General features: G+C 58.9%; 15 protein-coding genes. 5 read left to right on the forward strand and 10 right to left on the reverse strand.

All coding sequences use genetic code 11. The features are described from left to right. Nucleotides 1-16 precede the first annotated feature (16 nt). The 5 genes from B9Z41_RS05290 to B9Z41_RS05310 are packed head-to-tail and all read right to left on the reverse strand — an operon-like array spanning nt 17 to nt 3,883. Nucleotides 17-811 carry an alpha/beta fold hydrolase gene (locus B9Z41_RS05290; protein ID WP_100145907.1) on the reverse strand — a complete coding sequence of 265 codons (795 nt, stop codon included), beginning with the start codon at nt 809-811 and terminating at the stop codon, nt 17-19. A 17-nt stretch (nt 812-828) separates the two neighbouring features. Further along, a complete protein-coding gene (locus tag B9Z41_RS05295; protein ID WP_100145909.1) occupies nt 829-1,623 on the reverse strand; it encodes a short-chain dehydrogenase/reductase in 795 nt (264 codons plus the stop codon). Nucleotides 1,624-1,646: 23 nt separating this feature from the next. Continuing rightward, nucleotides 1,647-2,372, reverse strand: coding sequence for an SDR family oxidoreductase (locus tag B9Z41_RS05300; protein ID WP_100145911.1), 726 nt, complete (start codon nt 2,370-2,372; stop codon nt 1,647-1,649). Then, the gene (locus B9Z41_RS05305) at nt 2,373-2,867 is read right to left on the reverse strand and encodes a cupin domain-containing protein (RefSeq protein WP_233202539.1); all 495 of its coding nucleotides are present in this window, start codon (nt 2,865-2,867) and stop codon (nt 2,373-2,375) included. It lies immediately after the preceding gene. A 38-nt stretch (nt 2,868-2,905) separates the two neighbouring features. After that, nucleotides 2,906-3,883: a tripartite tricarboxylate transporter substrate binding protein gene (locus tag B9Z41_RS05310; RefSeq protein WP_100145913.1), complete on the reverse strand. Its 978-nt coding sequence runs from the start codon at nt 3,881-3,883 to the stop codon at nt 2,906-2,908. A 445-nt stretch (nt 3,884-4,328) separates the two neighbouring features. Between B9Z41_RS05310 and B9Z41_RS05315 the strand changes: the two genes are divergently transcribed. Beyond that, nucleotides 4,329-4,676, forward strand: coding sequence for a flagellar protein FlaG (locus B9Z41_RS05315; RefSeq protein ID WP_143474159.1), 348 nt, complete (start codon nt 4,329-4,331; stop codon nt 4,674-4,676). A gap of 7 nt (nt 4,677-4,683) precedes the next feature. Here B9Z41_RS05315 and B9Z41_RS05320 read toward each other — a convergent pair whose 3' ends face one another. Further along, on the reverse strand, nt 4,684-4,986 hold the full coding sequence (locus B9Z41_RS05320) for a DUF1330 domain-containing protein (protein WP_100145917.1): 303 nt from the start codon (nt 4,984-4,986) through the stop codon (nt 4,684-4,686). A 79-nt stretch (nt 4,987-5,065) separates the two neighbouring features. Between B9Z41_RS05320 and B9Z41_RS05325 the strand changes: the two genes are divergently transcribed. Continuing rightward, nucleotides 5,066-5,359: a DUF1330 domain-containing protein gene (locus B9Z41_RS05325; RefSeq protein ID WP_100145919.1), complete on the forward strand. Its 294-nt coding sequence runs from the start codon at nt 5,066-5,068 to the stop codon at nt 5,357-5,359. 9 nt (nt 5,360-5,368) lie between these two features. Here B9Z41_RS05325 and B9Z41_RS05330 read toward each other — a convergent pair whose 3' ends face one another. Together B9Z41_RS05330 and B9Z41_RS05335 are read right to left on the reverse strand one after the other, a co-directional pair. Next, a complete protein-coding gene (locus B9Z41_RS05330; RefSeq protein WP_100145921.1) occupies nt 5,369-5,749 on the reverse strand; it encodes a hypothetical protein in 381 nt (126 codons plus the stop codon). A 12-nt stretch (nt 5,750-5,761) separates the two neighbouring features. Next, nucleotides 5,762-6,556: an SDR family oxidoreductase gene (locus B9Z41_RS05335; protein ID WP_100145923.1), complete on the reverse strand. Its 795-nt coding sequence runs from the start codon at nt 6,554-6,556 to the stop codon at nt 5,762-5,764. 144 nt (nt 6,557-6,700) lie between these two features. Here B9Z41_RS05335 and B9Z41_RS05340 point away from each other — a divergent pair, with 144 nt between their 5' ends. From B9Z41_RS05340 to B9Z41_RS05350, 3 genes are read left to right on the forward strand one after another with little or no spacing between them, the layout of a single operon-like run. Continuing rightward, nucleotides 6,701-7,702, forward strand: a complete 1,002-nt coding sequence (locus B9Z41_RS05340; protein ID WP_100145924.1) for a tripartite tricarboxylate transporter substrate binding protein — start codon at nt 6,701-6,703, stop codon at nt 7,700-7,702. Then, the gene (locus tag B9Z41_RS05345; RefSeq protein WP_100145926.1) at nt 7,699-8,904 is read left to right on the forward strand and encodes an MFS transporter; all 1,206 of its coding nucleotides are present in this window, start codon (nt 7,699-7,701) and stop codon (nt 8,902-8,904) included. Before B9Z41_RS05340 ends, B9Z41_RS05345 begins: the two co-directional genes overlap by 4 nt. Nucleotides 8,905-8,964: 60 nt before the next feature. Then, nucleotides 8,965-9,393 (forward strand): helix-turn-helix domain-containing protein, encoded by a 429-nt coding sequence (locus tag B9Z41_RS05350; protein WP_100145928.1) that lies wholly within the window; start codon nt 8,965-8,967, stop codon nt 9,391-9,393. 15 nt (nt 9,394-9,408) lie between these two features. Here B9Z41_RS05350 and B9Z41_RS05355 read toward each other — a convergent pair whose 3' ends face one another. Together B9Z41_RS05355 and B9Z41_RS05360 are read right to left on the reverse strand one after the other, a co-directional pair. Next, nucleotides 9,409-10,854 (reverse strand): efflux transporter outer membrane subunit, encoded by a 1,446-nt coding sequence (locus B9Z41_RS05355; RefSeq protein ID WP_199172941.1) that lies wholly within the window; start codon nt 10,852-10,854, stop codon nt 9,409-9,411. Continuing rightward, complete coding sequence (locus B9Z41_RS05360; RefSeq protein ID WP_100145932.1) at nt 10,851-12,116, reverse strand: efflux RND transporter periplasmic adaptor subunit; 1,266 nt, start codon at nt 12,114-12,116, stop codon at nt 10,851-10,853. Before B9Z41_RS05360 ends, B9Z41_RS05355 begins: the two co-directional genes overlap by 4 nt. Nucleotides 12,117-12,118 lie beyond the last annotated feature (2 nt).

Raw genomic sequence — 12,118 nt, forward strand, 5'->3', positions numbered from 1 at the left:
CCTAGGCGTATAGCACTCAGTGTTGTTTGAAAAATTGCAACATCGCTTCAAACGCATCAGGGCGTTCGCTCATGAAGCCGTGCCAGGTGTCTTCGTACACCCGCAATTCGGCGTTCGGTATGGCGGCAGCCAAAGCCCGGCTGTGCTCGACCGTGGTGATGATGTCGTTTTTGCCAATCAGAATTTGTGTGGGGCACGTGATCTCGCCGAGTCGGTCCATCACATCGTGCGTGAGCAAGGCGTGGCCGGTGTTCAGGTAACCGTGCAAGGGACGGTTGACTTGCAACATGGTGTCGATGGCTGCATGAATTTTTTCGTGGTGCTGCGCGTAGTACGCCTCGCTGTAAAAGTAGGTCAGCAAACCCGCCAAGAAGCAGCGGTTCACCCCCATGGCTTGGGCCGAGCCCAACCACCAGCCCACCATGTCTTGGCCGCGTGGGCCGAGCTTGCCAAAGGTGGAGGTCATGGCCAGGCTGCGCACGCGCTGGGGCTGCTGCAACACCATCTGCTGCGCAATGGCACCGCCCAAAGATTTGCCCAACACATGCGCGCGCTCGATGCCCAACTGGTCCATCAGCCCCAAGGCGTCGGCCCCGAGCATGTGGGTGGTGTAGGGCATGTCGGGTGCGTCGGTGCCGCCAATGCCTCGGTTGTCAAACGCCAGCACCTTGAAGTCTTGCGCCGCACGCTTGAGCTGCGGCCCCCAGGATGACCAGTTGCCACTGGCATAGCCACCGACCATGACCAACCACTCGCCCTCGCCTTGCACTGTGTAGTTCATCTGAATGTCACCGACCTGGACTTGCGGCATATCAGCCCTCCTGAAAATTAAAACGCTGCGGGTTTGGGATAGGCGCGTGCGCCATAGCCACCATCGATGGACACCACCGTGCCGCACACCGCACTGGCGCGCGGCGAGGCCAGCAGGCACACCATGTCGGCCACTTCACGCGGCTGAATCAGCCGACCACCGGGGTGTCCCACCAAGGCTTCGCGCCAACGCTCGGGGTCGCCACAGCCTTCCTGGCTGCGACGGCGCAACGAGGCAATGGCTTTGTCGGTTTCCACCCAGCCTGGGTTAACGCCCAAGACGCGCACCCCAAAGTCCAGGCTGATGCTGCCCACCGAGCGCGTGAAGGCCACCAAGGCGGCGTTGCCAGTAGAGCCTGCGGCGTAACTGTGGTCGAGCTTTTCAGCGCCCAGGCCAATGATGTTGAGGATCACCCCGTTGCCACGCGCACGCATGCGGCGGTAGTAAGCGCGGGTGGTGTTGATGTAGCCAAACACTTTGAGTTCCCAGCCCGCGCGCCAGGCCTCGTCGTCGAGTTCGACCACATCACCACGCGGGGTAGCCCCGGCGTTGTTGATGACCACGTCGACCTCGGGAAAGGCTTCCACCATGCGCTCCACGGAACCGGCTTGCGCCAAGTCGAGTGCCAAGGTTTGCACCTCAACACCAAAACGCGTGCTGAGGTCGTGTTGCAAGGCTTGCAAACCTTCGGCGCTGCGTGCCACCAAGCGCAAGGCACAGCCTTCTGCGGCAAAGGCTTCGGCCACCGCGCGGCCAATGCCCCGCGAGGCACCGGTGACCAAGACCGTGCGTCCAGCCAGTTGTAAATCCATGGAGAGCTTTCTGGTTCCACCCATCAAGCGCGCGTGGGGCGCAGCTCGATCAAGTCGGGGCAACAGTTGTCGGGCGTGCACACGGCGTAGACCACCGAGTCGGCCACGTCTTCGGGCGTCAGCGGCGCGTAGGTGCGCGAGGTGACGGCGGCAATGGCTTCGGGGTGGTCATTGCCATCGCGAATCGCGGTGTCGACCATGCCCGGGGCAATTTCTGTCACCTTGATGCCCTGCCCTTTGAGCTCGATGCGCAAGCCTTTGGCAATGCCTGACATGGCGTGCTTGGTGGCGCCGTACACCGCCGACAGACGGTTGATGTTGCGCGCCGACAGCGAGGTCATGACCACGATGTGCCCATGCCCACGTGCTGCCATGTTGGCGCCCACCAATTGGCTGATGCGGATGCTGGCCAGCACATTGACGTTGAACATGGCGTGCACTTGCGCGGGGGTGAGTTCCACCAACGGTGCATAGGTCAACACACCCGCGTTGTTGACAAACACATCGGCCTGCGCAGACGCGGCGGCCAAGGCTTGCACAAAAGCTTCGTCTTGCAAGTCGCCCGCCATGGCTTGCGCTTGCACGCCCGAAGCACGACAGGCGGCGCACAAGGCCAACAGCTCAGCTTCGCGCCGACCGGTGACGATCAGGTTTGCCCCCTCGCGTGCCAACGCCAAGGCTGTGGCATGACCAATACCGGCACTGGCGCCAGTGACCAAGGCCCAACGGCCGCTGAGTCGCCCCGCCATTTACTTGGACCCCGCGTGAGCGGGATGGCCCACCGGAATGTCTTCGACGTTGTAGGTGTCGTACGTGCCGGGGATGATGATTTCCAGCACTTCCAGGTCGTCCGAATATTCCAGCACGGTGTGCTTGATGCCAGCGGGTTGAATCCAGCAACTGCCCGCGACCATCATGTGCTCGCCATGGCCTTCAAACTCGGCACGGCTCCAGCCTTTCAAGACATAGACCATTTGGAATTTGACGTCGTGGATGTGGCGCTTGCTCACCGCCTCTTGGTCAAACGGGCGGCCACGTGCATTGACGTGCGCATCCACCAAACCACCGGTGGCCTCTTTGGCGCCCAGGTCGCGGTAGACCACGTAGGGGCGCAGGCCATCGCCCTTGAATTCGGCATCGGCCAGGTGTGAGACATGGAATTTTTGTACCGGCCATTCGCCCAAGGCGCGCATGGCGTTTTCAACGGTGACTTTTTGCATCGGTGGCTGTGTGGTGTCGGTCATGGAAAAACTCTGAAAGTGAATAGCAAAAAAAAAGTGTGTCAGTCGCTGGACTTGATGTTGGCGTTCTTGGCCACCTGTATCCAGCGCTCGCGGTCTTCGCGCATCATGGCGGCAAATTTTTGTGGGTTGCTGGCACCATCAATCTCCACCGCATACGGCGCCATGGCACTCACCACATCGGGCATGGCCAGCACTTTGTTGACGGCAGCCGACACTTTGTCAAGCACCGCACGCGGCGTGCCGCGTGGCGCAAAGAAACCTTCAAACTGGCTGGCCTGCATGTCTGGGAAACCCGCTTCGGCATTGGTGGGAATGTTGGGTGCCACGTTCAAGCGTTTGCTGGACGTGACAAACAAAGCCTGTACTTTTTGCCCGTTGATGTGGGGCAAGGCGGTGGCCGAGTTGACGAAGTGAAAGTCCACCCGACCCGCGATTTGGTCAATCATGGCTTGGGGCGATCCTTTGTAGGGCACATGCACGGCCTGTATGCCCGCTTTGTCGCGGAACATTTCCACCGTCAGGTGCGAGGGCGAGCCATTACCTGCCGAGGCGTAGCTCATCTTGCCGGGATTCGCGCGCGCATCGGCCACCAACTCTTGGGCCGACTTGTATTTGAGCGAGGGGGTGGCCACCATGATCATGGGTGCCCACGCCACGTTGGCAATGGGCAGCAGGTCACGCTCTAAGTCGTAGGGCAAGTTGCGGCCAATGGCGATGTTCATGTTCACAGCGGATGAGGTGAACAACAAGGTGTAGCCATCGGGTGCGGCCTTGGCCACCATGTCGTCGCCAATCACACCACCGGCACCGGGGCGGTTGTCGATCACCAACGACTGACCCAGCTCTTGGCGCAAACGTGGCTCGATCACGCGCAACACAATGTCGGCCACGCCGCCCACCGGCCAGGGCACGATCACGCGAATGGGTTTGTTGGGGTAGTCGCTCTGCGCCAAGGCGGGCGCGCTGACAAGCGCCGCGCACAAGCACGCGGCGAGAAAAGAAATGCGTTGTCTCATCCGTTGTCTCCGTTTTTTTCATGATAGGCGGCTACGCGTTACACCACCGTACAGAAAACCCTTGAAGTATTTTTTCTCACAGCCCTGGAGTTTTCTAGGCTGTTGCCATGGAAGGCGACGGGGGCATGATGTTGGCGACCCCAAACGAAAAAACCCGACTGGCTCACACCAGTCGGGTTCGACGGCTGTCACGAGAGGATCAGCTGTCTGGTTGCACCCAGGGTCAGAGTATGTTGTGACCCTTGTGCTGAAGCGCATAGATGCTCTTCACTTGATGCTTTGGAAGATTTCTCAACCGCAGCGATGTCATCGTAAAACTCGTCCTACCCTGTGTCAACAACTTTTTTAAGCCACGCACACACACATCAAACCGGCTCAAGTATTGGATTCAGCGGTCGATTCAACCCAGACGAGAGCTAACAAGCCTCGATTGAAAGGGTATGTGGTGACTTCTGTTTTGGGCAATCTTCAACTTCCTCCTGCCACCGTGCACACGGCGACAGGCGAAGCTACGGGCCGCCCGATGGACAGCCAAGCCACGATTCAGCCCAGGTCCAAGAGCACGGTACAAGCCCAAGAGGCTCACATAACCTCCGCTGAAAAACCCAAGCCTGTGGCCAGCGATGACACCCAATTGGCTTACTCGGTGGATGCAAAAAATCATGCCCTCGTGGTGAAGATCACCAACCACCACACGGGTGAATTGGTGCGAACACTGTCATTCAAAGACTTCTCAGCCGACACGCACACCACGAGCAAACTCGCCGGCCATTTGGTGGACGAAAAAACCTGATCACGCTCTAGAACACGTCGTTGTAGCCATCCACCAGCATCAGATGTCCGTGTGAGTTGTCTTGACGGCAATGCAGGATGGCTTGGTACTCCGGACTGTCGTACCAGGCTTGTGCAGCCTGTCGACTGGGAAACTCCAGAACGACCTGTCGCTCACCCAGTGGCGAGCCTTCGAGCACAGACGTTGTGCCACCGCGCACGATATAGCGCCCACCGTGGCGGTGAATGGTGTCGGGCACTTGGCGTGCGTACTCGGCATATCCTTCGGGGTTGGTGACAGTGATTTGTCCAATCAGATAGGCTTTGCTCATGAGGTCTCCTGCATGACTAGGTGGTGTTGGAAATGCTTGTAGATTCTGCTTGTTTTTACTTTTCACACAGGACATCAAGATGACAAAAGCCTATTGGGTCAGCGCCTACCGTTCCATAGACAACCCCGATGCATTGGCCGAATACGCCAAGCTGGCAGGCCCTGCATTGGCAGCGGCTGGTGCCAAATTTTTGGCGCGTGGCATGCCTGCCGCCGTCAAAGAATCGGGAGAGATGCAGCGTCTGGTGGTGGTGGAGTTTGACAGCTTGCAAGCAGCCTTGGCCGCCTACGACAGCGCAGGTTACAAAGCAGCGCTGAAGGCGTTGGGCGACAACGCCGTGGTGCGCGATATCCGCATCATCGAAGGCACCTGACGCAGCCCCTCAAGGCGTCAGCAGTGGCCACGCGCTGACGTCAAAGCTCTCAGGCACCACCACATGGAAAAACCCACGTGTGCCACGCAACGAGCGGGTGATGTGGCCCCGGCCCTGAGCATCTTCAGTGAACAACACATCACCCGGCTGACAAATGAAGCGCTTGCCTTGGCTGGTCTCTAACTCCAGGAGTCCCGAGGTGATGAAGATCAACTGTCGCCGCGGTGCGTTGTGAAAATCTTGCACGTGGCCCTGCGGCGTCTCTCGAAAGAAGATCGATTCGCTAGGGAAAATTGCTGACATGGGCCGATCGGCCTGACTCATGGGGACTTGACGAATTTCAATCTCGGAGTCACCCGCTGCGTTGGTGAAAATTCTGAACAGGTGCATGTTGGCGCTTTCTTAAATGATGGCGGTCAAGGCACCGTCGACCGTGAGCATGGCGCCACTGACATAACTGGCTTTGCCAGACGCTAAAAAGACCACCGCATTGGCAATCTCGCTGGGCTCGGCCACACGACCCAAAGGCATTTTGGCGCCCGCTCGGCGTGTGGCCTCTTCCAGACTGATGTGGTGTTGCGCCGCCTCGGCCTCTAACAAGCCCTGCATGCGACCGGTCAGTGTGCGCCCCGGATTGAGTGCGTTCACACGCACGCCTTTGGGACCATAGGCCGCCGCCAACCCCGCACTGGCCAGCAACAAGGCCGCATTCGCAGCGCCCCCAGCCACGTGCACGGCGCTGGCCACTTTGCCACCAATGCCTACGATGTTGACCACGCTGCCTTGACCACGTTGGCCCATGCGCTTGAGGGCAGGATTCAAGATGTTGATGTAGCTGAAAAATTTTGAATTCATCGCGTCTTGCCAATCTTCAGGCGTTAATTCAAACGCTGGAATGCGACTGGCTGCACCGGCTGAATTGACCAACACATCGATCTCACCCGCTGCGACACACGCTTGCTCCAGTGCACGCGCGGCCTCTGTGGGGTCGCGCAAATCTGCCGCACACACGTGGACACGCGTAGCCTGCACACCGCTTTGCAGCAACTGCGAACGCGCGGCATCCAAGTTGGCTTGGCTGCGAGAGATCAACGTCACCACCGCACCCTCCGCCAGAAAAGCCTGCGCGCATGCCAGGCCAATGCCTTTGCTGCCGCCCGTGATCAGCACATGTTTTTGATTCAGGTCGAGATCCATGTTTGTCCTATGGTTAGTCTTCTAAGCTAAGTGGTTTAATCGCAGGACGCATTGTGATGGCGGGTCTTGCGGTCCACCATTGGTAATGACCATGAAGACAGACATGCGACGGTGTTAATTTCTGATTCGAGGAACACTCTGACTATGACGAACAACCAAGGCTCTCCAACGCGGCGTTTGATGGTGTGGGCCTGCGCCCTGTCTGGGTTATGCGCAGCATGGCCTGGTGCCAACGCGCAAGACAACCCGCTGAGTGGCAAACAAATTCGTTTGGTCGCCCCCTTCTCGCCCGGTGGTGGCGTGGACACATTGGCGCGCGGACTCGCAGATGGTTTGCAGCGCAACACGGGGCTGTCTGTCACGGTCGAAAACAAGCCCGGCGCAGGCGGCAACATTGCGGCCAACTACGTGGCCAAGTCCAGCGGCAACACCTTGTATTTGTTGGTCAATAGCGTGAACCATTACGCCAACCCGATCATGGTGAAGAACTCGGGCTATGACCCCTACAAAGACTTCGCCCCGGTGGCTTACCTGTCTTCGTTTCCCTACATCTTTGTCACACCCGGTGACAGCAAGTTCACACAGCTCAAAGAAGTGACCGCGCAAATGCGCAACCAACCCGGCTCGGTGAGTTGGGCTTTTGGGGGCAACGGCACCTTGGGACATTTCTTGGGCGTTGCCATGGAACGCGCAGAAAAAATCAAGGGCACGCCCGTGTCCTACCGCGGTGGTCCCGATTTGCTGACCGCCCTGGGTGGCAAGCAAGTGGACATGGCCATCATGTCGGTGCAAAGCTCGCTGCCTTTGATTGCCCAAGGCCGGCTCAAAGCCCTGGCCGTGTCGGGCGACACACGCAACAAAACTTTGCCGCAAGTGCCCGCTGCCAACGAGGTGATTGCCAATTACCCCAGCATCGTGGGCTTTGTCGCCTTGTATGCGCCTGCCCATACGCCCGCGCGGCAACTGGAACAACTGATTCGCGAAGTCAACAAAGTGGTGACCTCAGAGGAATACACCAAGCGTTTGGACAAAGACGGCTCCACCGCCAAAACATTTGCCAATGCCAGTGAAGCGAAAGACTTCTTTGACAAAGAAGGACCCAAATGGGAAGCCCTGACGGTGGAGGCAGGGCTCAAAGTCGAATGAGGTCAGCCCCAGGTCAAGCCCTTGACCTGCGCTTTTTATTTTTGTTGTCGCTGCAGCAGCTCATCAGCTGGGGCAGTGTGTTCTACGGTTTTTCGTTGTTCATGCAACCGCTGGAAGTGTCTCTACAAATGACCCGTGCCGAGTCATCTCTGGGCTTTAGCCTGGCACTGTTGAGCGAAGGTCTGTTGGCTTTTTGGGTAGGGCGCTGGATTGACCAAGGCCATGAACAGCGGGTCATGACCGGTGGCTCGGTGCTGCTGGGCTTGGCATTTTGGGCGCACAGCCAAGTCAGCACTGCGGCGCAGTTTTATGCCGTCTGGATCACCATGGGGGTGGGCTTGTCGGCCACGCTTTACCCCCCGGCCTTCACCGTGATCACGCGACGCTTTCCCAACGATTTTCGACGCGCCATTATTTGGGTCACCTTCATGGGGGGCTTGGCCAGCACCGTGTTCATTCCTTTGATTGCCTGGATGATGGATGTCGTCGGTTGGCGCGACACCATGTGCTGGTTGGCTGCCATGCACTTGCTGGTGTGCGCACCGCTGCATTACCGTTTATTGAAAGATGCGCCCCAACCACAACACCTGCGCGTGCACGAAGGACAAGCCCCCAAAGAGCTGCATGTGCACCTGAAAGAGCCGGCTTTCTGGCTGCTGGGAGTGTTCATTGTGTTGATGATGATGACCACCAGCGCCCTGCCCGCACACATGGTGAGCTTGCTGCGCGAAGCAGGCATGCCACAGCACTGGGTGTTGGCCGTGCCAGCTCTGATTGGGGTCTTGCAAGTGGTAGGACGCCTGGGCCTATATGGACTAGAAAAAAATCTCGATGTGCATCAAACCAATCGCTGGATGCCGTGCCTGATTCCACTGGGATTTGTCGCTTTGCTCATGGGCAGCCAGCACCTGGTGTGGGCCTTGATGTTTGTGTTGCTGTATGGCCTGGGCAATGGCATGTTGACCATCATCAAAGGCACGGCCATTGCGCAATACATCAGCCATGAACACATGGGGAGTTTGAATGGTGCGCTGGGCATTCCTTTGGCACTGGCCCGCGCCAGCGCGCCTTGGATCATGGGCCTATTGTGGTCTGCCAGCACAGGCTACCAACAAGGCCTGCTGCTGATGACCGCACTCAGCGCGGTTGGAATTTCGGCGTTGTGGTGGGCGCAAAACCGCGTACTGGCGGGCCGCGAATAAGTTCCCAACCATCCTGGTCGTTCAGTATGATCCGCCAACTATTAACGCCAAGGTCACTTTATGCCTACTTTTGCCGAACAGCTTAAAAATGAAATAGCGCGCATTGCACGCAAAGAAACACGCGCAGATTCCAAGCAAGCCAAAAAAGCCTCGGCCCAATACCGCGCTGAAATCGCAGCGTTGAAACGGCGCATTGCGAGTTTGGAGTCGGCAGTCTCTCGCTTGCTCAAACAACAGCAACCCAAAGGTGCCACGGCCAAAGTCGAAGACAGCGGCCCGGCCTTGCGCTTCAGAGCCGGTGGGTTTGCCTCGCTGCGCAAAAAGCTCGGATTGACCGCCCATGAAATGGCCAAGCTTCTGGGGGTGTCTGCGCAATCGGTCTACCACTGGGAAACCGGCAAATCACGCCCACGCCCAAGTCAACTACCGGCCATCTCTGCGGTTCGTAAGCTCAGCAAAAAAGAAGCCTGGGATCGGCTTTCACAGTAACACCTAGCCCCGCTGTCAGGGCACGGCAGCTGCACTGGCCGTCTGCCAGTCCCCACCCAAAGCCTTGATCAAAAACACCGAGGTCAACAAGCGCTGCCCCAGCAATTGAGCAGCCAAGCGCTCGCTGTTGAGCTGGGACTGCTGGGCAATGATCACATCTTGTGAGTTGGCAATGCCGCCTTGGTAGCGGTCTTGTGCAATTTGCAACACGCGTCGGTTGCTTTCAATCGCTTTTTGCGCCTGATTGAACGCACGGTCAATCGCGCTCACGCTGCTGATGCCGTCTTCCACCTCTTGCATCGCAGTCAGCACCACGCGGCGGTAGTTGGCCACCGCCAGCTCAAAGCCTGCGCGGCTGAAGTCCACATTGGATTGAATGCGTCCCCCATCAAACAAAGTCTGCGTGGCCGACACGCCCACCGACCACAAAGCGCTGGGTCCGTTGAAGACGTCATTAAACACACGGCTGTCGAAACCGCCGTTGGCACCAAAGATCAGGCTCGGGTAGAAGGCTGCCGTGGCCACGCCAATTTGCGCGTTCGCAGCGGCCATGGCGCGTTCAGCAGCAGCCACATCGGGGCGACGTTGCAGCACATCCGAAGGAATGCCCACAGGAATGGCAGGCGGCGTCATCGGCGTGGCTTTGACAGGCAAGGCAAATTGCGGTGCAGGTGTTCCCACCAGTGTGGCAATGGCGTGCTCCAACAAGGCACGCTGGCGTTTGAGAATGTCCACCTGGGTCAAGGTGGTGTCGAGCAAGGCTTGTTGCTGTGCCACATCCAGCCCTGAAGCCACGCCCAGGTCGTGGCGGTGGTTGGCCAAGTCCAACGAAGACCGCTGCAAGCCAATGGAGCGTGTCAACACATCCAGTTCGGTGTCGAGGGCGCGCAAGCTGAAATAGTTCACCGCCAAATCGGCCACCAAGATCAAGCGGGTGTTTTCCAGGTCAGCACGGGCTTGCTGTGCCGAAGCCGTGGCCCCAGCCACCAAGCTTTTGACGCGTCCGGCCAAATCAATTTCATAGCTCACGGCCAGCGTGGGCGAGTAATCGTTTTGGAGTGTCTGGTAGTTCGGCGCGTTGTAATTGGTCAATGGTCGATTGGCAGAAATTTCCAAACGCTGTGCACGCACACCCATGCTCGCCTGGGGCATGGTGCTCGCAGCATTGATGCCCAAGGTGGCACGCGCCTGCGTCAGGCGTGCATACGCGCCCGCCAAGGTTTGGTTGCCCGCCATGGCTTGTTGTGCCAAGGCGTTGAGTTCGGCGTCGCCAAAGCGTTCCCACCAAGGGCCTTTGGCCTGGGTGTCAGCGGGTTGCGCCGCACGCCAAGGCCCTTCACCACTCCAGCTCGCGGGCATGGCCACCTCAGGCTTGACGTAAGCAGGCGCGGTGGCGCAACCAGCCAGCCAAGCGCTGGCCACCAGCAAGCACACGGCAGTGCATGAACGGCGCGCTGTCACGGCGTGCCTTTCTTGGCGCTGGCTTTGGCCGCGGCATCGGCAGCCGCCTTGTCGTCTTGCTCGGCATTGAAAGCCACCACATCTGACTCGCCCAAAGAATCTGGCGGGTTGAGCACCAAGCGTGCGCCCTGTTCCAAGCCCGACAGAATCTCAACCCGCTCGCCAAAGTTGCGCCCCAGCGTGACCGCTTGCATGCGCACGCGGCGCTCGGCGTCGATGACAGCCACCTTGATGCCATCACCGCGAATGATCAAGGCGTTGTTCGGAATCGCAATGCCGGGTTTGGCGGCCAGGGGCAAATCCACCTGTACGAACGCGCCTGGCAACAACACGCCCTCTTTGTTGGGCAGCGCGATTTCCACCTGCATGGAGCGCGACAGCGCGTCAATCGACGCTGCGGTGCGCGCCACCTTGCCTTCAAATTTTTGCCCTCGCAACTCAGCCTGCGTGACCGCCACGGTTTGCCCCGTCTTGACTTGTTGGGCATAGGTTTGCGGCACGTTCACATACAAGCGCAACGGGTCGGTTTGGGTCACCACAAACAAGGCCCGTGCCACGCCACCGGACGCACCGGCATCCACCAAGTCGCCCGTGTCCACGTTGCGCCGGGTGATCACGCCGTCGAAGGGTGCCACCAAACGCTTGAAGTTGAGCAACTGGTTGAGCCGCTGCACGTTGGCCTCGGTCGAGGCCAAGCGGGCTTGGGCTTGGGTGCTGGCACTGCGCCGCTCGTCCACCTCTTGTTGCGACACGGCGTCTTTGGCGCGCAAGGCCACCCAGCGCACCTCGGTGCTCTTGGCCACATCCAAGCTGGCGGCGGCTTGCTGACGGTCGGCCTGCGCTTGGGCATACAACTCGTCAATCTCTGGGGTTTCCAGCTCGGCCAAGACTTCGCCCTTGGTGACGCGGCTACCAATGTCTTTGTGCCAGCGTTTCACATAGCCCGCAGCGCGGGCGTAAATGGGCGACTGCACATAGCCCTGCAACGACCCAGGCAAGGCAATAGTTTGACCGGCTTGGCTGACTTGAACCAAGGTGGTTTTGACATAGTTCTGGTTGCGCTCTGTCACACCGGCTTGCAGTTCTTTGCCGTTGTAGAAACGACTGACCACGGTGCGCCCGGCACCCACAGCCAACACGACCAAGGCCACCACCGCCACCTGCTTGCTGCGGCGAATGATTTGTCGGCGTCGCAACAACTCAGCCGATTCCTCTTCAGGAATTGGGTGAATGGCCAACGGGGAATGACGTTCTTCTGACATGA

This window comes from Limnohabitans sp. JirII-31 (assembly GCF_002778315.1).
In the GTDB taxonomy this organism is placed as follows: Bacteria; Pseudomonadota; Gammaproteobacteria; order Burkholderiales; family Burkholderiaceae_C; genus Limnohabitans.